Here is a 26,444-nt window from a genome sequence, read left to right as displayed (position 1 = left end):
TCGCTTGTCGCTCGAAGCCGATCTGGATGCCTACCTGGAACACCTGCGCAGCGAACGCCAGGTGTCCGTTCATACCCTCGACGGCTATCGCCGCGACCTGTTGCGCCTTGCTGCCCTCTGCGAAAAGTCCTCGCTGAACGAATGGCCCGCGCTGCAGGTTCGTGACCTGCGAATGTTCATCGCCCGCCTGCACCAGCAGGGCCTTGCCAGTCGCAGCCTGGCGCGCCTGCTGTCGGCCACACGCGGGCTGTACCAGTACCTTATCCGCGAAGGCCGCTGCCGGCACAACCCCGCCGACGGACTCGCCGCGCCCAAGGGCGCACGCAAGCTGCCACGCACACTGGATACCGACCGCACCGCGCAACTGCTCGATGGCGGCGTCGAGGACGACTTCCTCGCTCGCCGCGACCAGGCGCTGCTGGAGCTGTTCTATTCCTCGGGCCTGCGCCTCTCCGAACTGGTCGGCCTCGACCTGGAATGGCTGGACCTCAAGGACGGTCTGGTGCGCGTGCACGGCAAGGGCAACAAGGTGCGCGAGCTGCCGGTCGGCCGCGCCGCGCGGCAGGCCATCGAGAACTGGCTGCCGCTGCGGGCCCTCGCCTCGCCGCAGGACAACGCCGTGTTCATCGGCCGCAGCGGCAAGCGCCTGACGCCCCGCGCGATCCAGCTGCGCGTGCGCGAAGCCGGGGTGCGCGAGCTGGGTCAGCACCTGCATCCGCACATGCTGCGGCACTCCTTCGCCAGCCATATGCTGGAGTCGTCTCAGGACCTGCGCGCGGTGCAGGAACTGCTCGGCCACGCCGACATCGCCACCACGCAGATCTATACCCACCTGGACTTCCAGCACCTCGCCACGGTCTACGACCAGGCGCACCCTCGGGCACGCCGTAAACCCGGAGCAGAAGAATGAGTATCCGCCTGGTCACCTTCGACCTCGACGACACGCTGTGGGACGTTGCCCCGGTGATGAACAGCGCAGAAGCCACCCTGCGCGACTGGCTGGCGGTGAATGCCGCGCAGCTGGGCCCGGTGCCCATCGAACACCTGTGGGCGATCCGCTCGCGGCTGATGGAGCAGGACCCGATGCTCCGGCATCGCCTGAGCGAGCTGCGCCGGCGCATCCTGTTCCACGCCCTGCTCGACGCGGGTTATCCACAAGCCGAAGCCAGCGATCTGGCTGAGGCCGGGTTTCAGACCTTCCTCCAGGCGCGGCACCAGGTGGCGCTGTTCCCCGAGGTGCACCCGACCCTGGAGCAATTGGCCAACCGTTTCATCCTCGGCGTTCTCACCAACGGCAATGCCGACGTGCGCCGCCTGGGCCTGGCCGATTACTTCCAATTCGCCCTGTGCGCGGAAGAGCTGGGCGTCGGCAAACCCGACCCGCATCCCTTCCAGGAAGCGCTCAAGCGTGGCGGCGTGGCGGCGGAACACGCCGTGCATATCGGCGACCACCCCAGCGATGACATCGCCGGCGCGCGGCGTGCGGGCATGAAGGCGATCTGGTTCAACCCGGCGCACAAGGCGTGGGATGGCGAAGAGGCGCCCAGCGCGATCATCCATAACCTTGCCGAGTTGCCGGGGGTTCTAGCGAAGCTCTAATGCTCCTGCTCCGCGGGCAACACTGACGCTCAGGCATCCACCCTCTACCCACGACCGTAAGGTGCATAACCCGGAACGGGTTATCCGCCGATTGCGTCGCGGCGGATAACGCTGGCGCGTTATGCGCCCTACGATCTGCTCGCTCCCACAAGACCCTTACCAACGGACATGAAAAAGCCCCGCCGCTCCGAGGGAGCGGCGGGGCCTTTTTTATAAAGCGTCAGATATCAGATAGGGCGGCTGCCGTATTTGCTATCCGGCTTCTTGGGCGGGTCGGCCACGACGTTCGGCTCGATCTCCTGCACCTTGCCGCCGCGAGTGAGGAATTCCTCCATCGCGCGGGCAAGCGCATCACGATCCTTCTGCTTGGCTTCGACCGAGGGCAGTTCCTCTTCTTCCGCAGCGGCCTTGGCTTTCTTGCCACCGCCCTTGGGAGAAGGGGCTTCATCCCCATCGCCGCTGTCTGCTTCGGCGTCGCTGTCGTCCGCTGCGGCGAGTTCCTCGCCATCGTCCTCGTCAGCGCCGTCCAGCTCGTCCTGTTCCAGTTCTTCGTCGCTCATTGTTCAACCTCTGTGGTGCTGCAAAGCACGTTAGTTATAGCCCAGCTGCGCGCTTTGACGAACGCAGCCGGAAAAAATTCATACAAGCTCGCCCTGCCAGGTCGCCACGATCTTTCGCGGCCCGCCGTGGTCGCGGTGCTCGCCCAGATAGATACCTTGCCAAGTGCCCATTGCCAAGTCTCCCTCCTGTATCGGCAGCGTCAGCTGGCAGCCCAGCAGGCTCGACTTGAAATGCGCCGGAAGGTCATCCGGACCTTCGTAGTCATGTTCATAGCCGCTCTCGCCCTGGGGCACCAGGCGATTGAAGAATCGCTCGAAATCGCGGCGCACCGAGGGATCGGCATTCTCATTGACCGTCAGCGAAGCGGAGGTGTGCTGCAACAGCAGGTGCAGCAGGCCGACCCGGCACTTCGACAACTCCGGCAGCGCGGCCAGGATCTCGTCGGTGACCAGGTGGAATCCTCGCGGGCGAGGGCGCAGGGTGATGGTCTTCTGCTGCCACATGGCGGGCAATCCTTCCGTCGCTAACGGTGATGCGCGCGCATTCTAGCGTGCTGCCAAAAAAAACAAAGGGCGCCTGAGGGCGCCCTTCGTCGAACTTGCGCGAACCCTTACAGGTTGTAGCCGCGCTCGTTGTGCAGGGAGAGGTCCAGACCCACGGTTTCCTCTTCCTCGGTGACGCGCAGGCCCATGACCAGGTCCAGAACCTTGAGGATCACGAAGCTGACGATACCGGTGTAGACGATGGTGAAGGCCACGCCCTTGAACTGGGTGAACAGCTGCGCGCCGATGTCGGTCACGGTGCCGAAGCCGCCCAGAGCCGGAGCTGCGAACACGCCGGTGAGCAGGGCGCCGACGATGCCGCCGACCGCATGCACGCCGAAGGCGTCCAGGGAGTCGTCATAGCCGACGGCACGCTTGAGGCTGGTGGCGGCGAAGAAGCAGATCACGCCGGCCGCCAGGCCGATGACGATGGCGCCCATCGGGCCGCAGGTACCGGCGGCCGGGGTGATGGCGACCAGGCCGGCAACCACGCCGGAAGCGATGCCCAGGGCGCTTGGCTTACCGTGGGTGATCCACTCGGCGAACATCCAGCCCAGGGCAGCGGCGGCGGTAGCGATCTGGGTGACCAGCATGGCCATGCCGGCGGTGCCGTTGGCAGCGGCGGCGGAACCGGCGTTGAAGCCGAACCAGCCCACCCACAGCAGCGCAGCGCCGATCAGGGTGTAGCCCAGGTTGTGCGGGGCCATGGCCGCGGTCGGGTAGCCTTTGCGCTTGCCGAGCACGATGCACGCCACCAGGCCGGCGATACCGGCGTTGATGTGCACCACGGTGCCGCCAGCGAAGTCCAGCACGCCCCAGTCCCACAACAGGCCGCCGTCACCGCTCCAGACCATGTGGGCGATCGGTGCGTAGACCAGGGTGAACCACAGCGCGGTGAAGATCAGCATGGCCGAGAACTTCATGCGCTCGGCGAAGGCGCCGACAATCAGGGCCGGAGTGATGATCGCGAAGGTCATCTGGAACATCACGAAGACGCTCTCAGGGAACAGCGCGGCGGCGGAAGTCAGGCCGCTGGTGGTCAGGCCGCTGAGGAAGGCCTTGTCCAGTCCGCCGACGAAGGAAGCGAAGTTGACCACGCCCTTTTCCATGCCAACGGTATCGAAGGCCAGGCTGTAGCCGTAGACGACCCAGAGGATGCTGATCAGCGCGGTGATCGCGAAGCATTGCATCATGATCGACAGGACGTTCTTGGCGCGCACCATGCCGCCGTAGAACAGGGCCAGGCCGGGGATGGTCATCAGCAGCACCAGGGCGCTGGAAATCAGCATCCAGGCGGTGTCACCGCTGTTCAGGACGGGGGCCGCGGCCTCGTCGGCCAAGGCCAGACCGGGCATTGCGAGGGGCAATAGGGCGCCTAGCCCTGCGTATTTGCGCAGAGTCATTGTTGTTTCTCCTGGGGCGTGGGGTTCGGTGTGGGCTTGGCTTAGATCGCGTCGGTGCCGGTTTCGCCGGTACGGATACGAATGGCCTGTTCCAGATTTACGACAAAGATCTTGCCGTCACCGATCTTCCCGGTGTTGGCGGCCTTGGTGATGGCTTCGATAACACGATCCAGCTGGTCATCGGCGATGGCGACGTCGATCTTCACCTTCGGCAGGAAATCGACAACGTATTCCGCGCCACGGTACAGCTCGGTGTGACCCTTCTGCCGGCCGAAGCCTTTGACTTCGGTCACAGTGATGCCCTGCACGCCGATCTCGGACAGCGACTCACGAACGTCGTCCAGCTTGAACGGCTTGATGATGGCTGTGACTAGCTTCATGTAACTCTCTCCCGTGTTTTGGTGGACCCGCCCCAGGAAGAACGAACCCGGAGACAAGTCTAAGCGCAGTGTCTGGCTTTTGTAATGCGCCGGCCGCCCTACCTCAGCACTCCGACTGCCTTGATCGAAGCAATCCACCGCCTCGCCTGCCGCACCGGAACTGCATCGGTGCACGCCATATCTGCCCCAAAGCATGAAGCTTGCCAGTTCATGAAAACGCCCGCTGCATCAGGCACTTGGCCTGAAATGGTGCTTTCTGGCGATTCGCCAGCGCCGCTCTGGCGCACCGAAAGCGCGCACGCCAAGCGGGCACACTGCTCAAAAAGCGTGCAACCCCGCGCGCCGCAGCCGGTACCGGCTGCGTGTTAGACTGCGCTCTGATTCAATCCGGAACCCATGAACCATGCTGCCGCCCAAAGCCTTCCTCGATGCCATCAGCCAACAAGCCGGACGCCTGTTCGGTGGCGAATCGCCCCTGCCGAAGGCCGAGCTGGAAGCCCAGTTCAAGGTTCTGATGCAGAGTGCCTTCAGCAAACTCGACCTGGTCAGCCGCGACGAGTTCGACAGCCAGATGGTCGTCCTCGCGCGCACCCGCGCTCGCCTCGAAGCACTGGAAGCCAAGGTCGCGGAGATGGAAGCCAAGTTCTCACCGCCCGCCGCACCAGCCCCCGCCGCCGAAGACTGATCCCCGCCTGGCGGGCGGCATGGAATCCAGGAGTGATCCATGTCCCTCGCCATCGTCCATAGCCGCGCCCAGGTCGGCGTGGAAGCGCCCGGCGTCACAGTCGAGTCGCATCTCGCCAACGGCTTGCCGTCGCTGACCCTCGTCGGCTTGCCCGAGGGCGCCGTAAAGGAGAGCAAGGACCGCGTACGCAGCGCCCTGCTCAACTCGGGCTTCGATTTCCCCAACCGACGCATCACCCTTAACCTCGCCCCGGCTGACTTGCCGAAAGACGGCGGACGCTTCGACCTGGCCATCGCCCTGGGCATTCTCGCCGCCAGCGGCCAGTTGGCCGATGCCGCCGGGCTGGATGAGCTGGAATGCCTGGGTGAACTGGCGCTCTCCGGTACGCTGCGACCGGTCCCCGGTGTACTGCCCGCAGCACTGGCGGCCCGCGCCGCCGGGCGCGCCCTGGTGGTGCCCAGGGAGAACGCTGAGGAAGCCAGCCTCGCCAGCGGCCTGACCGTCTATGCCGTCGGCCACCTGCTCGAGCTGGCCGCGCACTTCAGCGGCCAGGAGCGCCTGCGCCCCTATGAAGCCAATGGTCTGATGCGGGTAACGCCGCCCTATCCCGACCTGTCGGAAGTCCAGGGGCAGGCCGCCGCCAAGCGTGCGCTGCTGGTCGCCGCCGCCGGCGCGCACAACCTGTTGCTCAGCGGACCACCCGGCACCGGCAAGACTCTGCTCGCCAGCCGCCTGCCCGGCCTGATGCCACCACTGGATGAGGACGAGGCGCTGCAGGTGGCAGCGATCCATTCCGTCGCTGGGCGCGGGCCGCTGACCCACTGGCCGCAACGCCCATTCCGCCAGCCCCACCACACCGCTTCCGCACCCGCTCTGGTCGGTGGCGGCAGTCGCCCGCAGCCGGGGGAAATCACCCTGGCCCATGAAGGGGTCCTGTTCCTCGATGAGCTGCCGGAGTTCGATCGCAAGGTATTGGAGGTGCTGCGCGAGCCGCTGGAAGGTGGCGAAATCGTCATCGCCCGGGCCAACGGCCGCGTACGTTTCCCGGCGCGTTTCCAACTGGTGGCGGCGATGAACCCCTGCCCCTGCGGCTATCTTGGCGACCCGAGCGGCCGTTGCCGCTGCTCGCAGGAACAGGTCCAGCGCTATCGCGCCAAGCTCTCCGGGCCGCTGCTGGACCGCATAGACCTGCACCTCACCGTCAGCCGGGAAAGCACCAGCCTCGCCCCCAGTGGGCCGAGTACCAGCAGCGCCGAACTCGCCGTCCAGGTCGCCGCCGCCCGCCACCGCCAGCTCACCCGCCAGGGTTGCGCCAACGCCTTTCTGACGTTGAAGAAGATGCACCAATATTGTGCATTGAGCCCGGAAGACCAGGCCTGGCTGGAGAAGGCCGGCGAGCGCCTGAACCTGTCACTGCGGGCCCTGCACCGGATTCTCAAGGTCGCCCGCACCCTCGCCGACCTGCAGCAGGTCGACAATATCGCCCGCCCGCATCTGGCCGAAGCGCTGCAATACCGCGCGGGGCATTAGCGGGGGCGATCGAGCGCAACCGCCAGGAGGTTCAGCTCGACCGTCGCGCCCTTCGGCAACTGGTAGACGCCGACCGAAGTGCGCGTGTGCACGCCGGCCGCACCCAGCACCTCATACAGCACCGCCGAAGCGCCATCGGCCACCTCGCTAAGCTGAGTGAAGTGCTCGGCGCACTGCACGAACACATTGAGCTGCAGCACCTTGCGCACACGGTCGAGGTCGCCCAGCGCCTGCTGCAGCAACGCCAGCGCCCGCATCACGCAGACCTTCGCGGCGAGCTGGGCCTCGACCAACGAGACCTCGCTGCCCGCCCGGCCGCGTACGACGATCTCATCGCCCACTCGAGGAATCTGCCCACTGAGGTGCACCTCGTTCCCCTCAATGAGGAAGGGCACGTAGTTACCGCCGAGCTTCATTTCACCGCTGAAGTCGTAGCCGAGTTCGGCGGCGACCCGCTCAAACGCGGTAGCGCGCGTCTCGCTCATTAAGCATTCCCTGTTGAGCCGTTTTATCAGCAGCGCCAGAACGGCCGCATCGCTTCCAGTTTCGCCTGCTCGCGACTGATGCCGATGTCGCGCAGTTGCTCGTCGCTCAACTCCAGTAATTGCTTGCGAGTGCGCACTCGACGCCAGAACTGCTGCCAGCGGTTTTCACCGGGAACACGCAGATCGATGCGCGCGCCGGGGATATCCAGTAGTTCCTGTTGATAAAGGGTCAGCCGCACATCACTCAGGCCGCTCATGTCGTCGCTCCTCCAGTCGGGTATTCCAGACGTGTGACTAGCGTGTTGAATCGGCGGAAATCATTACAGATTCAACTCGGTAAAGTTTTTTCCATACAGACTCGAGCGAAATCCTTCTGAATGGCGTATTTTTTCCTAATCTGTACTGCATTCCGCCGAGAGATTCCGGCACCGGAGATCTGTCATGAAACGCTACGCGCAGCTGGCCGCCACACTCGGCGAACGCATCGAGCAGGGCCTGTATCGTCCCGGTGACCGCCTGCCTTCGGTACGTGCGCTGAGCGAGGAGCACGGCGTCAGCATCAGCACCGTGCAGCAGGCTTACCGCGTACTGGAGGATTCCGGGCTGGTGGAGCCCAGGCCAAAATCCGGCTACTTCGTGCCCGAACGCCGCGAGCTGCCGCCGATGCCGGCGATGACCCGCCCGGCGCAGCGGCCGGTGGATGTGTCGCAGTGGGACCAGGTGCTGGAACAGGTCCGCCGCGCGCCGGGCGGCGATTTCGTCCAGCTCGGGCGCGGCACGCCGGATATCGCCAGCCTGTCGCTCAAGCCGCTGCAGCGGGCGATGGTCCACGCCGCGCGCCGCACCGACCTGCAGAGCCTCGGTTACGAAGGCATCCAGGGTTCGCTGCCGCTGCGCGAACAGATAGCCCGGCTGATGCTGGATTCCGGCTGCCAGGTGCCGCCCAGCGAGATCGTCATCACCACCGGCTGCCAGGAGGCGCTGGCGATCACCCTGCGCGCCATCTGCGAGCCGGGTGACATCATCGCCATCGACTCACCGAGCTTCCACGGCGCCATGCAGGCGCTAAAAGCTTACGGCCTCAAAGCGCTGGAAATCCCCACCGATCCCACCAACGGTATCAGCCTGGAAGCGCTGGAGCTGGCCATGGAGCAGTGGCCGGTGAAGCTCATCCTGCTCACCCCCAACTGCAACAACCCACTGGGCTACATCATGCCCGACGCCCGCAAGCGCGCCCTGCTCACGCTGGCGGCGCGCTACGACGTGCCAATCCTCGAAGACGACGTCTACGGCGAACTGGCCTACGCCTTCCCGCGCCCGCGCAGCATCAAGTCCTTCGACACCGACGACCGTGTGTTGCTGGCCAGCTCCTTCTCCAAGACCGTGGCGCCCGGCCTGCGCACCGGCTGGGTGGTGCCGGGGCGCTACCTGGACCGCATCCTCCACTTCAAGTACATCGCCAGCGGCACCTGCGCGCCGCAACCGCAGATGGCCCTGGCCGAGTTCATCGGCGGCGGCCACTACGAGCCGCACATCCGTCGCATGCGCGCGCAGTACCAGCGCCATCGCGACCTGATGACCGAATGGGTCGGCCGCTACTTCCCCGAAGGTGCGCGGGTCACCCGACCTCGCGGCGGCTTCATGCTCTGGGTCGAGTTCGACCCGTTGTTCGACAGTGTGCGACTGAACCAGGAGCTGCGCCGCGACAACGTGCAGGTGGCGGCGGGCAACATCTTTTCCGCCTCGGGCAAGTACCGTAACTGCATCCGCATGAACTACTCCAACCGCGACCTGGCGGTGATCGAGGATGCCGTGCGCAAGGTCGGCGCCTGCGCCCGGCGGCTGACCACAGAACTGCGCGAGCAGCAGGCTGAGCCGCTGCCGGCCTGAGGCGAAACATTTATCCACAGCCCGGCGCTGCCGCGCGGCAGCGCCCTGCTGTACCTTGGTTTTCTTTTGCCAGGCATCCGCTTTGACCAGTCTCACCCTCGGCCCGCTGGCCCTTCCCCTGCCCCACGTGCTGCTCTACCTCGGCTTCTTCGGCGCCCTGCTGGCCGGCTGGCTGGCCGGGCGCAAGCGCGGCGCCAACCCCGAAGGCGCGCTGTTCGCCATGCTCATCAGTGGCCTGCTGGTGGCGCGGCTGACCTTCGTCGCGCGCTATTTCGAGCAGTACGCGGCGACGCCGCTGAGCATCGTGGATATCCGCGATGGCGGCTTTCTCGCCCTGCCGGGAGTGATCGCCGCCGCTCTGATCGGCGCGCTGCTGGCCTGGAAGCGGGCAGAGCTGCGCCGCCCGCTGGCCGTCGCGGCCGTGGTCGGTGTGTGCCTGTGGGGTGGCGGCAAGGCCGTGACCTCGGCGCTGGACCGCAGCCAGCAGATTCCCGAACTCACGGTGATGGACCTGCGCGGTGCCGCCGTGGACCTGCGCGCGCTGGATGGCCGGCCCATGGTGGTGAACCTCTGGGCGACCTGGTGCCCGCCGTGTCGACGCGAGATGCCGGTGCTGGAGGCCGCCCAGCAGCAGCGCAGCGATGTGCGCTTCCTGCTGGTCAACCAGGGCGAGAACGCCGAAGCCGTGCAGCGCTTCCTGCGCGACCAGGGCCTGAGCGAAGCGGCGGTGCTGCTCGACAGCGGCAACCGTCTCGGCCAGGCCACCGGCTCCTACGGCATGCCCACCACGCTGTTCTACGACGCCCAGGGGCGGCTGAAGCACAGCCAGATGGGCGAGCTGTCCGCCGCGAGCCTGGAGTACGGGCTGGGCCAGCTCAAGGACTGACCCGCCCGGCGCTTCAGCGGAAGCGCCCGACCTCGTCGCGCAGGCCGGCGGCCAGGCTGTCCAGCTCGCGCACGGTCTGCGCCAGATCGGCCACCACCTGACGCTGCTCGCTGTTGGCCTGGGCGATGCCCTGCAGGTTGCTGCTGAGCAGGGTCGCGGTGCGGCTCTGCTCCTGGGTCGCGGTGGTGATGGCGGCGAACTGCTCGCCGGCCGCGCTGCTCTGCTGGGAGATTTCCGCCAGTGCCGCGGCGACCTTCTCGTTCAATGCCAGCCCGTGCTGCATCAGCTGGCTGCCCTGCTCGATGGTCTCGGTGGCGCTACCGGTGTCCTGCTGGATGGCGCCGATCATCTGCGAGATTTCCGTGGTGGCGGCCTGGGTGCGCGCCGCCAGGCTGCGCACTTCATCGGCGACCACGGCAAAGCCGCGGCCCTGCTCGCCGGCGCGAGCGGCCTCGATGGCGGCGTTGAGCGCCAGCAGGTTGGTCTGCTCGGCAATCGAAGTGATCACCCCTACGATGCTGCCGATCTCCTGGGAACGCGCGCCCAGGCGGTTCACCCGCTCAACGGTCTGCTCTAGCGCGCCGGCGATCTGCGCCAACGCGGCGGAGGCGTCGTCCATGGACTGCAAGCCGATGCGCGTTTGCTTGGTGTTCTCGCTGGCCATGCGCTCGGTGCTGCGCATGTTGTCGGCGATGTCCATCGAGGTGGCGCTGAACTCTTCCACCGCGCCGGCCATGCTGTTGATCTCGCCGGACTGCTGCTCCATGCCGGCATACGCGCCGCTGGACAGGCCCGACAGCGAACGCGAGCAATGCCCCACTTCCTCCGCCGCGCCGCGTACCCGCGAGACCATTCGGGAGAGCGCTTCGCCCATCTGGTTGAAGCTGCGCGCCAGGTCGCCGATCTCGTCATGGCTGGCAACCGACAGGCGCGCGCCCAGGTCGCCGGCGCCCAGCGCATGGGCCTGGCGCACCAGGTCGCCCAGCGGGCGCAGGCGGCGCTGCAGCAGCCAGGTGGTGGCGATCACCGCCAGCAGCATGGCAATCAGGCTACCCATGGCCAGTTGACCACCTACGCGCCAGGTCACCGCGCGGATTTCGTCCTTCGGCATGCTCGCCAAAACGGTCCATGGGCCACCGGCGAAGGGCTGCGCCACGCTGTAGAAGTCGTTCTGGCCGTCGCTCCAGAATCGGCCACGGCCGGGGCTTTCCAGCAGGCCGGCGAGGCCGTCGGCGGCGCGCTCGGGGTTGCGCGCGCCAGCTGGCGGAACCAGCCAGTGGTGTTGTTCATCCAGCAGCGCCAGCGAGCCGCCCTGACCGAGGCGGAAGCGGCCGAGGTTGTCGAACTGGCGCTTCTGCGCGTCGGTGTAATCAAAGCCGACAAACAGCACGGCGATCACCCGCCCGCTGCCATCGCGCACCGGGGTGTACTGGGTCATGTAGAAGCGCTCGAACAGCAACGCGCGACCGACATAGCTCTCGCCGCGCATCAGCAGCGGGTAGGCCGGGCTGTTGTGGTCGAGCACGGTGCCCATGGCGCGGCTGCCGTCCTGCTTCATCAGCGAGGTGGTGATGCGCACGAAGTCCTCGCCATCGCGCACGAACACGGTGGCGACGCCGGCGGTGAGCTGGCGGAATTCGTCGACCAGGGTGAAGTCGCCGTTCAGGCGGGTGTCGCCCAGGTACAGCGCCGGAGCTTGCAGCGCGGCGACCGGCACGCGTACATCGGTGTGCGCTTTCAGGCCAGCGGCGAAGCGCTTCTCGAACAGGCCGGCGAGGCGCTGGGTGCTCTCGCGCAGGGTGCCGTGGAAGGTTTCCAGCTGGTCCGCCAGCAGGCGCGCTTCGCTGGCGAGGTGTTCTTCGCGGGTGGTCAGGGTAGCGCTGTCTAGCGAGCGCAAGGCAAACAGCGTGCTGCCGCTGATCAACAGGATCAGGAGCACGGCCAGGGCCATCGCCAACTGGAGGGCGATGCGGGATCGGGGCTGGTTCATTTTTCTGGTTCTGCACGCAACGGCGGGCCGTCGCCCGTGGTTCGAGGAGCGGCCTGCTTCGGTTCGAGGGGAGTGCCGGCGTGGCTCGCCGGTCTGCACAGGCTATCGGCGGGGCGGGAGAATACTTGAGTCATTCACCCGGATTTGGCTTGGGGCGGGGGCTCCAGTCCGGGCAACGGCGCTCCTACAGTGTGAATCCGGAGTCAGTCCGCAGGATGGCGCAGGGCCGTAGGGCGCATAACCCGAAACGGGTTATGCGCCGATAGCACCACGGCGGATAACGCTGGCGCGTTAAGCGCCCTACCAGAGCGCCCGCGCTCCTACGCAAGCGCTACGCGCCTACTGGATCTCTTCGGGCGTGACGATCACCCAGTTCTTGTCGGCGGTGACCGGCTGGCCGAGCTTGGCCTGGGCTTCGGCATTCTTCTTGATCATGCCATTGAGCTGGTCCATGTACTTGGCCTTGCGGTTGATCCACAGGTGCACGCCATTCTCGGCGGTGCCGTTGAACAGCATGTAGCCATCGCTGCTGGGGGTGTCGCCGCCGACCAGGATGGGCTTCTTCCACTGGTCGATGTAGGTGAGGATCGCCGCCTGCTTGCCGGCCATCCAGGTCGCCGGGGTCCACAGGTAGGGGGTGATCTCCAGGTCCTGGTTGGCCTTGGGATCGTACTTGCCTTCGCTGATCTGCTTGCGCGCGGTGGTCAGCGCACCACTCTGGCGGTCCTTGAGCAGGGTGGTGACGCCGATGACGTTCTCGGGCTTCACGTTGTAGCCGTACTTGGGATCGCTGGCGACCATGCGCACCAGTTCCTCGTGGGCGGCGGTCATCACGTAGACCTCGATGCCGTTCTCCATCAGCTTGTTGTACAGCTCGGTCTGGCCGGTGAAGACCTTGGGCGGGTTGATCTCGATGGTCTTGACCACGTCGCCTTCGTAGTAGGTGCTGGGCACCGGCTTGCCGTAGGCCATCAGCTCGTCGACGTAGCCCTTGAGCTCCTTGAGGGTGAAGCCGGAGAACACCTGGGCGACCCAGGGGTAGCAGACCAGGTCGTCGACTTCGCAGAGGCGGTAGTAGTAGCTGTTGAGGCTTTCCTTGTGGCCGTTGACGTCCTTGAAGGGGATCAGCTTGAGCGAGGGGTCGAGCTTCTCGCGAGTCAGCACGCCTTTCATTTCGAGGAAGGGCAGCAGCGATTCCTCGAGGTCGTAGCGGTAGCTGGTGTTGTCCATGTCGAAGACCGCGAAGGCGCCCTTGTTCGCGTTGGCGGCGATCAGGGCATCGAGCTGCTTGGCGGCCGGCGCCGGCCAGTGTTTCAGCTCGGTCGCGGCGAAAGAGGTGCTGGCGAGGCCGGCCAGGATCAGGCCGGCAAGCAAGGTGCGCATGGGCTTCATGGAATTCCCCCGAGTGGTCTTGTGGGTATGGGGAAGGCCCATGACGGGCCTTCACTGGACTAGTCCAGCAATGACCCTAGCAAAGCGCTGTTTCAGCTCTGCGACGGCAGCGACGTAAAGCGTCGCGAAGGCGGCAGGACATATCCATACGCGCCACGTGGCTTTGCTGGCGACGACGGCTGGTCTAGTTCACCGCGCGACGCAGGCGACCGGGGGCGTCGCCGTACGTTTCCTTGAACTTCTTGGTGAAGGACGCCTGGGACTGGTAGCCGACCTGGGCGGCAATGTCGGTGAGGCTCAGCTGCGAGCTGCTCAACAGGCGGTAGGCCAGCTCCATGCGCACTTTCGTCAGCAGCGCCCAGGGCGACAGCCCGGCCACCTGAGTGAACAGGCGCATGAAGGTGGCGCGGGACATGCTGGCGCGCTCGGCCAACATCTCGATGGTCCACTCGTGGGCGGGGTCGTCGAGCATCGCTTGCCAGGCGCGGCTCAGGCGCTTGTCGGTGAGCAGCGCCAGGGTGCCGCTGCTGGGCGCGTGCTCCTGCAGGTAGACGCGCAGGATCAGGGTGAACAACGCCGAGGACAGCGCATCGACCAGGAAGCGCGCGCCAGCCTGATTGCCATCTGCCTCGGCACGCAGGAGGCCGACCAGTGCGGCCAGTTGCTCGCTCAGGGCCGGCGCCTGGCTGGAGATGTTAAGGAACGCCGGCAGTGCGCCGATCAGCAGCGAGTCACGCTGATAGTGGAAGCTACCGCATAGGATATCCAGCGCCTCACCTTCGCCGCCGATGCGATGCACCGGCAGCAGGCCGTCCTGGCTGACCTGCGGGGGCACCGGGATGACCTTCGGCCCCTGGCTGCGCAACAGGTGCGCGCCTCCGCGGGGGAAGACCAGGACGTCGCCGGCTTTCAGCTGAAGGACTTGGCCGTCAGGCATTTCCGCCTGGCAACGCCCCGACAACAGGATGTGGTACTGCGCCACGCCACCCGGCGCCTGTTCATGGTCTAGCGCCCAGTCGCCCTGGAGTTGGCAGCGCAGGTCGAGGCTGCCACGCAGGCCGGCGAGCTGGATCAGGCGGTCGATGGAGTTCATGGCATTCCGACTGAAGGCAGAGGCTGACAGATTATTCATTAGGACACTTCAATCGAGGTATTCCACCTGCGGTAGTTGCATGGCCTGCATCTCCGCCTGCAGGAAGTCGCGCAGCCGACGCAGCCGCTCCTGATGCCGGCGCGAACGGGGCCAGACCAGGTAGTAACTCTCGCCGCTGGCCACCGCGCAGGGCCAGGGCAGCGCCAGCCGGCCCTGGTTGGCGTCCTCGGCGACCATCACCAGGTCGCCGATGGAAACCCCGTAGCCGCGGGTCGCGGCGACGATGCCCAGCTCCAGTGTGTCGAACACCTGCCCACCCTTGAGCGAGACCTTTTCCCCGAGCCCCATGCGTTGCAGCCACCGCCGCCAGTCACGGCGGTCGGGCGTAGGGTGCAGCAGCTCGGCGTCGACCAGCCGCTCGGCGTCCCAGGGACCGTCCGCCAACAGCGCGGGCGCGCCGACCGGAATCAGCCATTCGGGGAACAGCAGGGTGGCTTCCCAATCCGGCGGGAAGTGCCCGGAGCTCAGCAGTACCGCGCAGTCGAAGGGCTCGTGGACAAAGTCCACGCGGTCCACGTCCATCCAGGCGCTGGTCAGCTGCACCTCGATATCGCTGTGCTGCATGCGGAACTTGCTCAGCCGCGCCAGCAGCCAGCGCATGGTCAGGGTCGAGGGCGCCTTCAGACGCAGCACGCCCTCCTCGGCGCGCAGGCTGGCGCACGCGCGCTCCAGGGCATCGAAGCCATCGCGTAGGCCGGGCAGCAGCATCCGCGCGGTTTCGGTCAACTCCAGCTGACGGCCCCGCCGCTGGAACAGGCGGCAGGCGAAGTGCTCCTCCAGGGTCTTGATGTGCCGGCTCACCGCGCTCTGGGTGATCGCCAGTTCCTCGGCGGCGCGGGTGAAGGACGCATGCCGGGCGGCCGCCTCGAAGGCGCGCAGGGCATAAAGGGGCGGCAACTGGCGGTTCATGGCGGGCTCCAAAGGGCTTTACTCATGAGTATGACTCATGGATGGCATCGCATTTTTCCTTTTGTGCCCGCCTCCACGGTGGCCGGAGAATGGGCGACTCCCTATCGATGCGGCGCCTGCCGCTTGCTGAGCCTGACTCATGAAACGCCTGTACCGTTACGAACTTGCCGCCATCCTTCGCCTCGCCGGCCCGCTGATCGCGGCGCAGCTGGCCTACGTCGCCATGGTGTTCACCGACACCGTGATGATGGGCAAGCTCGGCCGCGAGGCGCTGGCCGCTGGCGGGCTGGGCGCGTCGACCTATGCGCTGGTGTCGACCTTCTGCGTCGGTGTGGTAGCGGCCACCGGCAACCTGGTGGCGATCCGGCATGGCGCAAAGGATACACGCGGCGTGGTGGAAGCGACCCAGGCCGGCCTGTGGATCGGCGGCGCCCTGGCGCTGCTGGCGGGCCTGCTGCTGTGGAACCTCGGGCCAATCCTGATCGCCTTCGGCCAGGCGCCGGAAACGGTCGCGGGCACCATGAGTTTTCTGCACAGCATCGTCTTCGCCCTGCCCGGCTACATGGCTTTCATGGTGCTGCGCGGCTTCACCAGCGCCATCGAGCGGCCGGGTCCGGTCATGGCCATCAGCCTGATCGGCGCGCTGGCCAACTTCGCCCTCAACTATGCCTTCATCGAAGGCCGGTTCGGCCTACCGCGCCTGGGGCTGGCGGGGATCGGCATGGTCACCGCGGTGGTGATGAATGCGCTGCCGGTGATCTTCGCGCTGTACCTGCGCTGGCACCGCGCCTATGCGCCTTACCCGCTGCTGGCCGGGCTGTCGAAACCTGACTTCAAGGTGATCGGCGAATCCCTGCGCCTGGGCATTTCCATCGGCGGCACCTATGCGGTGGAGTCGGGGATGTTCACCGTGGCGACCCTGTGCATGGGCGTGATCGGCAGCACCGCGCTGGCGGCGCACCAGATCGCCATCCAGTCGGTATACGTGGCCTTCATGGTGCCGATGGGGATTTCCTACGCGGTGACCTTCCGTATCGGCCAGCACTACGGCGCCGGCCGGCTGGTCGAGGCGCGCCGCGCCGGGCGGCTGGGCATCGGCTTCGGCGCCAGCTGCATGTTCGCTTTCGCCGCGCTGTTCTGGCTCGCGCCGGAGCTGGTCATCGGCCTGTTCATCGACCACAACGACCCGGCCAACCGCGAAGTGGTGAAGCTGGCCGTCAGCCTGCTGGCCATCGCCGCGTGGTTCGAGCTGTTCGACGGCACCCAGTGCATCGCCATGGGCGCGATCCGTGGTCTGAAAGACGCGCGCACCACCTTCCTCGTCGGGCTGGCGGGCTACTGGCTGGTGGGCGTGCCGATGGCGCTGCTGCTGGCCTTCGCGCTGGACTGGGGGCCGAGTGGTGTCTGGTGGGGATTGGCCTCCGGGCTGGCCTGCGCGGCCATCGGGCTGACACTGGCTTTCGAGGCGAAGACCTCCCGCCTGCTGCGCCCGCGTACGGCCGGCGTGGCGCTGGCCGTTAGCTGACCGAGTCCTGCATGCGCAGCGCGCGGTTGGCGCCGAACACCAGGAAGCGCGCCAGCTCGGCCAGCGGCAGCGGGCGGCTGATCCAGTAGCCCTGCACCTGGTCGCAACCGAACTGGCGCAACTCGTCCTGCTGGGCGATGGTTTCGACGCCCTCGGCGACCACTTCCAGGTTCAGGTTGTGCGCCAGGTTGATCATGGCCTTCACCAGTTGCAGGTTTTCCGGGCGCTCGTGCATGTCGCCGACGAAGCTCTTGTCGATCTTCAGCAGGGTGATGGGCAGGCTGCTCAGGTGCACGAAAGACGAGAAGCCGGTGCCGAAATCGTCCAGCGAGAAACGCACGCCCAGCCGGCCCAGGGCCTGCATGGTCTGCTGGACCTGGTCGCTGCGGCGCATCACGGCGGTTTCGGTGAGTTCGAATTCCAGCCACTGGGCGTCGACGCCGCGCTCGCGGATCAGGCGCTCCAGGGTCGGCAGCAACTGGCTGTCCTGGAACTGGCGGAACGACAGGTTCACCGCCATGTGCAGCGGCGGCAGGCCGCGCCCGCGCAGCCACTGCATGTCGCGCAGGGCGCGGGAGATGACCCAGTAGCCCAGCGGCACGATCAGCCCGCTTTCCTCGGCCAGCGGGACGAAGTCGCCCGGCGTCAGCAGGCCGCGCTCGGGATGGCGCCAGCGCACCAGCGCTTCGAGGCCGACGATCTGCCCGCTGTGCAGGTCCAGGCGCGGCTGGTAGTGCAGTTCCAGTTCATCGCGGCGCAGCGCCCGGCGCAGTTCGCTTTCCAGGTCGGCAAGGCTGCGCGCGCCCCGGTTGATGCGTTCGTCGAAGACGTGGAAGGTGCAGCCTTGGCGCGACTTGGCCTGCTGCATGGCAATGTGCGCGTGCCACAACAAAGGGTCGGCGGCTTCGCCGGCGCGGGCATGGGCCACACCCAGGCTGCAGCCCAACAACAGGCTTTCGCCCTCGACCCAGTAAGGTTCGCCCAGGGATTCGACGATCAGCTCGGCAATCTTCTCGACCCGCGCCGGGTCGCGGCGGGTGTCCAGCAGCAGGGCGAACTCGTCGCTACCCAGGCGGGCAATGTCGTCGCCGTTGTCCAGGTGCGCTTTCAAGCGCGCCACCACTTGCAGGATCAGGCGGTCGCCGGCCTGGTGGCCGAGGGCGTCGTTGACGTGGCGGAAGTTGTCCAGGTCCAGGTGGCCCAGCGCCAGGCCGCGCCCTTCGCTCTCGCTCAAGCGGGCGGCGAGCAGGGTCTGGAAGCCCTGGCGGTTGGCGATGCCGGTCAGCGGGTCCTGTTCGGCCAGGCTCTGCAGGGTGTTCTGCAGCGAGGTGCGTTCACGCACGTAACGCAGGGTGCGGCGCAGGACTTCGGCGCTGAGGGATTCGGCCACAAGATAATCGGCGACGCCGACCGGCTCTTGCGCGGGCTCGCGCTCCAGCAGCAGGACCAGCGGCAGATGGCATTGGTGGGCGGACGGCAATTTGCCGGGCGTGGCGAGCACCAGGCCGACCTGGTCTTCATCGAACAGGCTGCTGGCGGCCTGCCACGACGGGGCCGTGATCAGCGAATAGCCCTGCCCCAACGCGGCCAGATGCCCGCGCAGTAGCTGGGCCCACTGCGGCGCTTCCGCCAGCAGGAGCAGGCGCGTTGGTTCGACCGACGCTGCCAAGTGACCCCCATGTATCTCTAAAAAAGGGGAGAAACTCCAGGCACCATCCCTGCGCCCACTTCTCCCGGTTTTGAAGCAACGCCATCCGGACATCCCACGGATGTAGACGAAACTTCAGAGAAACTCTTAAGAGTTTTCTTCAAGTAATGCTGTCACAAGCCTAATACATGTACAGATTTATCCAAAACACATAAGTACGATCGTGTCACAGATCGCCGCTATTCCGAGCGGCACCCCGACGCCCGGCACGGCCTGTTAGAATACGCGCCCGCTCCACTACAGACCCCCGCCTTTCATGTCCCGACTCAATCCCCGGCAGCAAGAGGCCGTGAACTACGTCGGCGGCCCGCTCCTGGTGCTGGCCGGCGCCGGCTCCGGCAAGACCAGCGTGATCACCCGCAAGATCGCCTACCTGGTCCAGCAGTGCGGCATCCGCGCCCAGTACATCGTCGCCGTGACCTTCACCAACAAGGCCGCCCGCGAGATGAAGGAGCGCGTCAGCACCCTGCTGCGCCCCGGCGAGGGCAAAGGCCTGACCGTCTCCACCTTCCACAACCTGGGCCTGAACATCATCCGCAAGGAACACGCGGCCCTGGGCTACAAGCCCGGCTTCTCGATCTTCGACGAGAGCGATGTGAAGGCGCTGATGACCGACATCATGCAGAAGGAATATTCCGGCGATGACGGCCTGGACGAGATCAAGGGCCTGATCGGCAGCTGGAAGAACGACCTGATCCTTCCGGAAGAGGCGCTGGAAAAGGCGCGCAACCCCAAGGAACAGACCGCTGCGATGGTCTACCTGCACTACCAGCGCACGCTCAAGGCGTACAACGCGGTGGACTTCGACGACCTTATCCTGCAGCCGGTGAAGCTGTTCCAGGAGCACCCGGAGATCCTCGACAAGTGGCGCAACCGCGTGCGCTACATGCTGGTGGACGAATACCAGGACACCAACGCCAGCCAGTACCTGCTGGTGAAAATGCTGGTGCAGCAGCGCGCGCACTTCACCGTGGTGGGCGACGACGACCAGTCGATCTACGCCTGGCGCGGCGCGCGCCCGGAAAACCTGATGCAGCTCAAGGAAGACTTCCCTTCGCTGAAGGTGGTGATGCTGGAGCAGAACTACCGCTCCACCAGCCGCATCCTCAAATGCGCCAACATCCTCATCGCCAACAACCCCCACGTGTTCGAGAAGCAGCTGTGGAGCGAGATGGGCGAAGGCGACCCGATCCGGGTGATCCGTTGCCGCAACGAGGAGTCCGAGGCAGAGCGGGTGGCGATGGAAATCCTCACCATCCACCTGAAGACGCAGCGGCCCTACAGCGAATTCGCCATCCTCTACCGGGGCAACTATCAGGCGAAGCTGATCGAGCTGAAACTTCAGCATCACCAGATTCCCTACCACCTGTCAGGCGGCACCAGCTTCTTCGGACGCCAGGAAGTGAAGGACCTGATGTCCTACTTCCGCCTGCTGGTGAACCCGGACGATGACAACGCCTTCCTCCGAGTGATCAACGTGCCGCGCCGCGAGATCGGCTCCACCACCCTGGAGAAGCTCGGCAACTACGCCACCGAGCGCGGCTGCTCGATGTTCAACGCCTCCGGCGAGCTGGGCCTGTCCGAACACCTGGACGCCCGCTACATCGAGCGCCTGCAGCGCTTCAAGCGCTTCATCGACAAGGTCCGCGAGCAGTGCGCTGGCAGCGACCCGATCGGTGCGCTGCGCAGCATGGTGATGGACATCGACTACGAGAACTGGCTGCGGCAGAACGCCTCCAGCGACAAGATCGCCGACTTCCGCATGGGCAACGTCTGGTTCCTCATCGAAGCGCTGAAGAACACCCTGGAGCGCGACGAAGAAGGCGACATGACCATCGAGCAGGCCATCGCCAAGCTGGTGCTGCGCGACATGCTCGAGCGCCAGCAGGAAGAGGAAGAAGGCGCCGACGGCGTGCAGATGATGACCCTGCACGCCTCCAAGGGCCTGGAATTCCCCTACGTGTTCATTCTCGGCGTGGAAGAGGAAATCCTCCCGCACCGCTCCAGCATCGAGGCCGACACCATCGAGGAAGAGCGGCGCCTGGCCTACGTGGGCATCACCCGGGCGAAGAAGAACCTGGCGATGACCTTTGCCGCCAAGCGCAAGCAGTACGGCGAGATCATCGACTGCTCGCCCAGCCGCTTCCTCGACGAACTGCCGCCGGAGGACCTGGTCTGGGAAGGCCAGGAAGACGCGCCGCAGGAGGTCAAGGTGGCCAAGGGCAACTCGGCGCTGGCGGATATCCGGGCGATGCTCAAGCGTTGAGCCTGACGGGCGTTACCTGTCGATTTCGTGCCGGGGCTCCCTCTCCCCCGCCCTCTCCCTAAAGGGAGAGGGAGTTGTCCGATGTTGCCGGTCAGCTCGGTGTTTTGCTTGAGGCCGAGCAGTCCCCTCTCCCTTCAGGGAGAGGGTTAGGGATAGGGCCAATCGCCAGTACAGATACCCGGCAGACAATCCCCACGCCTCCACCCATCGAAAAACTGTCCACTCGATCAGCAATTGCATTGGTCGGAACGTCGCGCAGAGGGGCTATGGCGTTGTAGAATTACGCGCTTCATCAGCGACAGTCGCTTTCGGAAGCACCCCCGTGAACACTCTCAAAGACAAAATCCGCAGCGAAGGCATCGTTCTTTCCGAACAGGTCCTCAAGGTAGACGCCTTCCTCAACCACCAGATCGACCCGGCGCTGATGAAGTTGATTGGCCATGAGTTCGCCGAACGCTTCAAAAACCAGGGCATCACCAAGATCGTCACCATCGAGGCATCGGGTATCGCTCCGGCGATCATGGCCGGCCTGGAACTGGGGATCCCGGTAATCTTCGCCCGCAAGTTCCAGTCGCTGACGCTGAAGAATGACCTGCTGATCTCCAAGGTCTTCTCCTTCACCAAGCAGACCGAAAGCACCATCGCCATCTCCGCCAAGCACCTGACCGCCGCCGACCACGTGCTGGTGGTGGACGACTTCCTCGCCAACGGCCATGCCGCCAAGGCGCTGATCGACCTGATCCAGCAGGCGGGCGCCAGCATCGCCGGCCTGGGCATCGTCATCGAGAAGTCCTTCCAGGAAGGCCGCGCCCTGCTGGAAAGCGAAGGCTACCGCGTGGAATCCCTGGCTCGCGTGAAGTCCCTGGCGGGCGGTCAGGTCCAGTTCCTCGAGGACTGATCCAGCGCGTTCCACGAAAAAGGCGGGCACCGACAGGGCCCGCCTTTTTCATGCCTGCACGAGGGATCCGGCATGTCCTGTAGGAGCGAGCTTGCTCGCGAAGCTCTTCTGGCCATAGAACGTGCCATGCGGTTCGCGAGCAAGCTCGCTCCTACCCCCCCTGCTCAGCGCTGGCCTTGAGGCCGGCCAGGACGAGGCGCTGATAGAGCTCCTCGCGCAACCCCTCCGGCTTCGCCAGCCCCATGCGCTCCAGGTGCGCGGGGAAAGCCTCCGGCTCCGGCGCATCCAGGGTCGCCTTGCCCAGTTCGAGAATCTCGCTCAGGCGCAGCTTGCTCTTCAGCCAGCCCAGCGCCCGCAGCAGGTCGCGCTCGTGATCGGTGAAATCGCAGCCCAGCGGGAATTCCGGCAGCAACTTGCGCAGCCCCCGGGTCGCCTCGCGCAGGCGCTCCGGGGTGTTGTGGCGGTAACGCGCGTCCAGCTCGAAATCCTTCGGCAGCTTGCCGGCCTCCTGGGCCTGGGCGATCAGCTCGTCCTGGAAGCGCGAATCGGCGATGGCCAGCAGCGCGGCGATGACCTCGGCGTCATTCCTGCCGCGCAGGTCGGCCACGCCGTACTCGGTCACCACCATGTCACGCAGATGCCGGGGGATGGTGGTGTGGCCGTAGTTCCAGACGATGTTGGAACTCAGCTCGCCCTCGGATTCGCGCCAGCTGCGCAGCATCAGGATCGAGCGCGCGCCCTCCAGTTCATGGGCCTGGGCGACGAAGTTGTACTGCCCGCCAACGCCGCTGAGCACCCGGCCGTCTTCCAGCTGGTCGGCCACGCCGGCGCCCAGCAGGGTGACGGTGAAGGCGCTGTTGATGAAGCGTGCATCGCGGCGCTGCGAGCGCTTGAACTCCTCGTCGCGGTAGAGGTTGTTGACGAAGCCGATGCCGGTCATGCCGATTCCGGCCAGCTCCTCGCGGGGCATTTCGCGCAGGCGCTGGTAAAAAGCCTGCGGGCCGAGGAAGAAACCGCCGTGCAGCCAGACCCCCGGTTCGGTGGGCGATGAGTCAGGCCGCGCCGCGACCCGCCGGCTCAACACGCCTGCCTCAGCCAACGCCAGCAGGCCGGGGACGAACATCTCGCTACAGCCATACAACCCTTGCTCGAAAGGAGTTAGACCGCCGTCGCGTTCGATCAGTCCAGCGTGGCGGGCGGTGGAATCGAGGCTGTCGAGCAGTGCACGGTACCCGTCGTTGTCGCGCTGGCGGGTGAGCAGTGCCGAGGTGAGGGCGTCGCCCATGGAGCCGATGCCGACCTGCAGGGTGCCGCCGTCACGCACCAGGGCGCTGGCGTGCAGACCGATGCAATGGTCCTGCAGGCCCACCGGCAGGTTGGGCGTGGAGAACAGCGTGCTGCTGTCGCCCGGCGCATCCACCAGCAGGTCGAAGAAGTCTTCGTCCACCTCGGCGTCGCCAGGCATGTAAGGCAGTTGGTCGTGGACGACGCCGATGGTGACGATGGTTTCCCCCGCCGCGCGGCGGCGCTGCAGCATCGGCAGCAGGTCGAGGGTGATGTCCGGGTTGCAGGCCAGGCTGAGCTTGCCCGGCCGCGCCGGGTCTCGGGCCACCAACTGAGCAACGGCGTTGACGCCCTTGGCGTTGATGTCGCGCGCCACGTGGCTGTAGTTGCAGCTGATGTAATTCTGCTGCGCAGGGGCGCTGTCCAGCAGGCTGCCAGGCTGCAGGTAGAACTCCTCGACGCGGATGTTCTCGGGCAGGCTGCCGCTGCGCAGGTCGTGCAGGTAGTCCAGTTCGGGATAGTCCCCGTAGATGCGCTCGACGAAGGGTTCGAGGAAACGCCGCTGCAGCTCGCCGCCGGCCTGCGGGCGACCCAGCGACAGTGCGGTGTAGAGCGTCAGCTGCCGGCGCGGGTTCTCGCGGATGTGCCGGTACAGCGCGTTGGCCAGTTGATTGGGCTTGCCCAGCCCGAGCGGCAGGCCGAGGCGGATATGCCCGTCCAGGCGTTGCAGCAGTTCTTCGACGGCAGTTTCGATCGAGCAGGATTGCACCGGGCATCCCTCCTGGTTCGTTTCAACGACAGGAGTTTGGACCGGCTTTACGCAAAAGTTGCTCCCGCGACGCACCAGGTGACAAATCGCGGGCATGAAAAAGCCGCCCTTAGGCGGCTTTTCGCACAGGTCGGCTGTTACAGGCCGGACATGTGGTGAATCGCAGCTTTCAGCTCGTCGTCGGAGCAATCAGCGCAAGTGCCCTTGGGCGGCATGGCGTTGATACCCGAGATGGCCTTGGCCAGCAGACCGTCAAGGCCGCCCTGCTCTTTCGCACGCTTACCCCAGTCAGCCTTATCGCCGACTTTCGGCGCGCCCAGCAGGCCGCTGCCGTGGCAGTTGGTGCAGACCTTGCCGACAATCTCTTCGCCCGAACGCGGAGCACCGCCACCGCCGGCAGCTGCTACGGCGCCAACGCCTTCGCATTCCTTGCCCTGGACGCAGACTTTGCCGACAGGTTCGAGACGCTTGGCAATGGCGTCATCGTTGGTCGCGGCCTGAACGCTCACTGCCCACAGGGCCAGTACGGCAGCTTGGGCTGCCAGGATTTTTCTAATCAGGTTCACCCTTTCACCCTCATCGTGGCTTATCACGCCCGGTCGCGGTGCAGTCACAGTCTCGGGCCGCGCGAGCGGGCGCAAGTATAACGGCAAAGCCGGGAAGCTCGAAACAATTGCGCCACCTAGCCGGCGTTTGCGGCATTAGGTCGCAGCTGATCTGGCCGGTCCTACCGGCTGTTCAAAAATTTGCCGGTGTGGTCGCGCTGATCAGCCGCGCCGGGGCTTCGAACGGATTGCGGAAGCGGTGCGGCTTGGTGCTGTCGAAATAGTAGCTGTCGCCGCATTCGAGGACGAAGGTCTCGTCGCCGACGGTCAGTTCCAGGCGGCCTTCGACCAGTACGCCGGTCTCTTCGCCTTCATGGGCGTACATGTCGTCACCGGTGTCGGAGCCCGGCGGGTAGGTCTCGTCGAGCAGGGTGATGGCGCGGCTGGGGTAGTCCTTGCCGATCAGCTTCATGATGATCGAGCCGCTGGACAGGTCGCTGAGTTCGTCTGCCTTGTAGACCACCGGAGTGTTGCTGCTCTGTTCCAGGTCCAGGGAGAAGAACTCCACGAGGGACATCGGAATACCACCCAGCACTTTCTTCAGCGAGCTGATGGAGGGGCTGACGCTGTTTTTCTCGATCATCGAGATTGTGCTGTTGGTCACACCCGCCCGCTTGGCGAGTTCGCGCTGGGACAAACCTTTGACTTTACGGATGGCTTGCAGACGAGCACCGACGTCCAAGGGTGGGGTCCTCCTTATTCTTGTGATCAGGCAGGCTCTGAAAGGCAGAACCCGCAACGGCTTGAGCCGAGCGGGTTCCAAGTGCCACGTATCATGGCAACACCGTTCAGTATTTACAACAGATCGCCCGTCGATCCTGCGCAAACTTTACGGGCGGTATCCGTCACTCGCCCGAGTAGACCCGCGGGACCCGCTTGAGGTTGCAGAACAGCTGGTAGGGGATGCTGCCGCACAGGGCGGCGAGCTGGCTGGCGGGGACGTGGGGGCCCCAGAGCTCGACGCGGCTGCCCAGCCCGGCCTGCGGCAGGTCGGTCAGGTCCACGGTGAGCATGTCCATGGAAACGCGGCCGATAATGCGGCTTGGCTTGCCGTCGATGAATACCGGCGTGCCGTCCGGCGCGTGGCGCGGATAGCCGTCGGCATAACCCATGGCAACCACGCCGACGCGCACCGGGCGGTCGGCGATGAAGCGTGCGCCGTAGCCCACCGGCTCGCCGGCCGGCAGTTCGCGAATGCTGATGACCTGCGATTCCAAGGTCATCACCGGGCGCAGCTGGTCGGCCAGCGGGTGCGCCTGCTCGAAGGGGGTGGCGCCGTAGAGCATGATGCCGGGGCGCACCCAGTCGCTGGGCACCTCGGACCAGCCGAGGATGCCGGGGGAATTGCGCAGGCTGATCTCATGGCCCTGGCCCGCGGCTTCGCGCACGGCCTGGAAGGCGACGACCTGCTCCCCGGTGCGCGCGCAGTCCAGCTCGTCGGCACGGGAGAAGTGGCTCATCAGCACGACCTTGGCCACGTGGGGCAGCGCCTTCAGGCGCGCCAGCGCGGCGGCGTAGTCCTGCGGGAAGAAACCGACGCGGTGCATGCCCGAGTCCATCTTCAGCCAGACCGTCAGCGGCTTGCGCGGGCGTGCGCGCTCGATGGCTTCCAGCTGCCAGGCCGAGTGCACCACGCACCAGAAGTCATGGGCGTCGATCAGTTCCAGTTCGCTGGTTTCGAAGAAGCCCTCGAGCAGCAGGATCGGTGCGCGGATGCCGGCCTCGCGCAGCTCCAGCGCTTCCTCGATGCAGGCCACGGCGAAGCCGTCGGCCTCGGCTTCCAGTGCTCGGGCACAGACCACCGCACCATGGCCGTAGGCGTCGGCCTTGACCACCGCCAACGCTCGGGCGCCGGTGACTTCACGGGCCAGGCGATAGTTGTGGCGCAGGGCGGCGAGGTCGATCAGGGCACGGGCGGGACGCATGGCGAGGCTCTCTTATGGTGGTGGAACAGAAACGACGGACGAAAAAAACCCGGCGCTCC

At 65.8% G+C, this 26,444-nt stretch carries 24 protein-coding genes; 9 read left to right on the top strand and 15 right to left on the bottom strand.

All coding sequences use genetic code 11. The features are described from left to right. Positions 1-4: 4 nt before the first annotated feature. The gene (gene xerC / locus ACIPK7_RS20330) at positions 5-910 is read left to right on the top strand and encodes a tyrosine recombinase XerC (protein WP_401089816.1); all 906 of its coding nucleotides are present in this window, start codon (positions 5-7) and stop codon (positions 908-910) included. Next, the gene (locus ACIPK7_RS20325) at positions 907-1,599 is read left to right on the top strand and encodes an HAD family hydrolase (protein ID WP_401089814.1); all 693 of its coding nucleotides are present in this window, start codon (positions 907-909) and stop codon (positions 1,597-1,599) included. The genes xerC and ACIPK7_RS20325 overlap by 4 nt, the downstream gene beginning before the upstream one ends. Positions 1,600-1,826: 227 nt before the next feature. Here the strand turns inward: ACIPK7_RS20325 and sutA are convergent, their stop codons facing one another. The 4 genes from sutA to glnK all read right to left on the bottom strand — a co-directional run bounded on the left by sutA (position 1,827) and on the right by glnK (position 4,485). Continuing rightward, on the bottom strand, positions 1,827-2,159 hold the full coding sequence (gene sutA / locus ACIPK7_RS20320; protein ID WP_045215410.1) for a transcriptional regulator SutA: 333 nt from the start codon (positions 2,157-2,159) through the stop codon (positions 1,827-1,829). Positions 2,160-2,237: 78 nt separating this feature from the next. Then, positions 2,238-2,663: a secondary thiamine-phosphate synthase enzyme YjbQ gene (locus ACIPK7_RS20315; protein ID WP_401089812.1), complete on the bottom strand. Its 426-nt coding sequence runs from the start codon at positions 2,661-2,663 to the stop codon at positions 2,238-2,240. A 107-nt stretch (positions 2,664-2,770) separates the two neighbouring features. Then, on the bottom strand, positions 2,771-4,105 hold the full coding sequence (locus ACIPK7_RS20310) for an ammonium transporter (protein ID WP_026079237.1): 1,335 nt from the start codon (positions 4,103-4,105) through the stop codon (positions 2,771-2,773). A gap of 41 nt (positions 4,106-4,146) precedes the next feature. Further along, positions 4,147-4,485: a P-II family nitrogen regulator gene (glnK, locus tag ACIPK7_RS20305; protein WP_003457590.1), complete on the bottom strand. Its 339-nt coding sequence runs from the start codon at positions 4,483-4,485 to the stop codon at positions 4,147-4,149. 403 nt (positions 4,486-4,888) lie between these two features. Here glnK and ACIPK7_RS20300 point away from each other — a divergent pair, with 403 nt between their 5' ends. Together ACIPK7_RS20300 and ACIPK7_RS20295 are read left to right on the top strand one after the other, a co-directional pair. Continuing rightward, complete coding sequence (locus ACIPK7_RS20300) at positions 4,889-5,170, top strand: accessory factor UbiK family protein (protein ID WP_192433348.1); 282 nt, start codon at positions 4,889-4,891, stop codon at positions 5,168-5,170. Between the two features lie 39 nt (positions 5,171-5,209). Continuing rightward, complete coding sequence (locus ACIPK7_RS20295) at positions 5,210-6,700, top strand: YifB family Mg chelatase-like AAA ATPase (RefSeq protein ID WP_192433350.1); 1,491 nt, start codon at positions 5,210-5,212, stop codon at positions 6,698-6,700. Here the strand turns inward: ACIPK7_RS20295 and ACIPK7_RS20290 are convergent. Then, positions 6,697-7,185, bottom strand: coding sequence for a RidA family protein (locus ACIPK7_RS20290; RefSeq protein ID WP_192433352.1), 489 nt, complete (start codon positions 7,183-7,185; stop codon positions 6,697-6,699). The two genes, ACIPK7_RS20295 and ACIPK7_RS20290, sit on opposite strands and share 4 nt — an antisense overlap. Positions 7,186-7,211: 26 nt before the next feature. After that, positions 7,212-7,442 carry a DUF1127 domain-containing protein gene (locus tag ACIPK7_RS20285; RefSeq protein ID WP_192433354.1) on the bottom strand — a complete coding sequence of 77 codons (231 nt, stop codon included), beginning with the start codon at positions 7,440-7,442 and terminating at the stop codon, positions 7,212-7,214. Positions 7,443-7,626: 184 nt separating this feature from the next. Between ACIPK7_RS20285 and ACIPK7_RS20280 the strand changes: the two genes are divergently transcribed. Beyond that, positions 7,627-9,075: a PLP-dependent aminotransferase family protein gene (locus tag ACIPK7_RS20280; protein ID WP_401089809.1), complete on the top strand. Its 1,449-nt coding sequence runs from the start codon at positions 7,627-7,629 to the stop codon at positions 9,073-9,075. Positions 9,076-9,157: 82 nt separating this feature from the next. Beyond that, positions 9,158-9,961 carry a prolipoprotein diacylglyceryl transferase family protein gene (locus ACIPK7_RS20275; RefSeq protein WP_401089807.1) on the top strand — a complete coding sequence of 268 codons (804 nt, stop codon included), beginning with the start codon at positions 9,158-9,160 and terminating at the stop codon, positions 9,959-9,961. Positions 9,962-9,974: 13 nt separating this feature from the next. Here the strand turns inward: ACIPK7_RS20275 and ACIPK7_RS20270 are convergent, their stop codons facing one another. The 4 genes from ACIPK7_RS20270 to ACIPK7_RS20255 all read right to left on the bottom strand — a co-directional run bounded on the left by ACIPK7_RS20270 (position 9,975) and on the right by ACIPK7_RS20255 (position 15,405). Then, positions 9,975-11,951 carry a methyl-accepting chemotaxis protein gene (locus tag ACIPK7_RS20270; protein WP_401089805.1) on the bottom strand — a complete coding sequence of 659 codons (1,977 nt, stop codon included), beginning with the start codon at positions 11,949-11,951 and terminating at the stop codon, positions 9,975-9,977. A 339-nt stretch (positions 11,952-12,290) separates the two neighbouring features. Further along, complete coding sequence (locus ACIPK7_RS20265) at positions 12,291-13,343, bottom strand: haloacid dehalogenase-like hydrolase (RefSeq protein ID WP_401089803.1); 1,053 nt, start codon at positions 13,341-13,343, stop codon at positions 12,291-12,293. A 184-nt stretch (positions 13,344-13,527) separates the two neighbouring features. Next, positions 13,528-14,436, bottom strand: coding sequence for an AraC family transcriptional regulator (locus tag ACIPK7_RS20260; protein ID WP_401089801.1), 909 nt, complete (start codon positions 14,434-14,436; stop codon positions 13,528-13,530). A gap of 48 nt (positions 14,437-14,484) precedes the next feature. Then, entirely contained in the window at positions 14,485-15,405 is a 921-nt protein-coding gene (locus ACIPK7_RS20255) for a LysR substrate-binding domain-containing protein (RefSeq protein WP_401089799.1), read from the bottom strand. A 139-nt stretch (positions 15,406-15,544) separates the two neighbouring features. Between ACIPK7_RS20255 and ACIPK7_RS20250 the strand changes: the two genes are divergently transcribed. Further along, positions 15,545-16,930: a NorM family multidrug efflux MATE transporter gene (locus ACIPK7_RS20250; protein WP_401089797.1), complete on the top strand. Its 1,386-nt coding sequence runs from the start codon at positions 15,545-15,547 to the stop codon at positions 16,928-16,930. Here ACIPK7_RS20250 and ACIPK7_RS20245 read toward each other — a convergent pair. Next, a complete protein-coding gene (locus ACIPK7_RS20245) occupies positions 16,923-18,599 on the bottom strand; it encodes a bifunctional diguanylate cyclase/phosphodiesterase (protein ID WP_192433368.1) in 1,677 nt (558 codons plus the stop codon). The two genes, ACIPK7_RS20250 and ACIPK7_RS20245, sit on opposite strands and share 8 nt — an antisense overlap. A 295-nt stretch (positions 18,600-18,894) precedes the next feature. On the opposite strand from ACIPK7_RS20245, the gene rep reads away from it, so the two are divergent. Further along, positions 18,895-20,904, top strand: coding sequence for a DNA helicase Rep (gene rep / locus ACIPK7_RS20240; protein ID WP_138217085.1), 2,010 nt, complete (start codon positions 18,895-18,897; stop codon positions 20,902-20,904). A 322-nt stretch (positions 20,905-21,226) separates the two neighbouring features. Further along, on the top strand, positions 21,227-21,802 hold the full coding sequence (locus ACIPK7_RS20235; RefSeq protein WP_192433370.1) for a xanthine phosphoribosyltransferase: 576 nt from the start codon (positions 21,227-21,229) through the stop codon (positions 21,800-21,802). A gap of 151 nt (positions 21,803-21,953) precedes the next feature. On the opposite strand, the gene ACIPK7_RS20230 is transcribed toward ACIPK7_RS20235, so the two are convergent. The 4 genes from ACIPK7_RS20230 to alr form a co-directional block, all read right to left on the bottom strand. After that, complete coding sequence (locus ACIPK7_RS20230) at positions 21,954-23,795, bottom strand: acetyl-CoA hydrolase/transferase C-terminal domain-containing protein (RefSeq protein ID WP_401090027.1); 1,842 nt, start codon at positions 23,793-23,795, stop codon at positions 21,954-21,956. 197 nt (positions 23,796-23,992) lie between these two features. Beyond that, complete coding sequence (locus tag ACIPK7_RS20225; RefSeq protein WP_045217660.1) at positions 23,993-24,421, bottom strand: cytochrome c5 family protein; 429 nt, start codon at positions 24,419-24,421, stop codon at positions 23,993-23,995. Between the two features lie 172 nt (positions 24,422-24,593). Beyond that, complete coding sequence (locus tag ACIPK7_RS20220; RefSeq protein ID WP_138217086.1) at positions 24,594-25,142, bottom strand: cupin domain-containing protein; 549 nt, start codon at positions 25,140-25,142, stop codon at positions 24,594-24,596. A gap of 163 nt (positions 25,143-25,305) precedes the next feature. After that, positions 25,306-26,385 (bottom strand): alanine racemase, encoded by a 1,080-nt coding sequence (gene alr / locus ACIPK7_RS20215; RefSeq protein WP_401089794.1) that lies wholly within the window; start codon positions 26,383-26,385, stop codon positions 25,306-25,308. Positions 26,386-26,444: the final 59 nt, after the last annotated feature.

It is taken from the genome of Pseudomonas sp. NPDC086581 (genome assembly GCF_044746165.1).
GTDB lineage: Bacteria > Pseudomonadota > Gammaproteobacteria > Pseudomonadales > Pseudomonadaceae > Pseudomonas.
The sequence above is the reverse complement of the archived record's forward strand: the minus strand, read 5'-3'. Positions and strand labels throughout refer to the sequence as shown.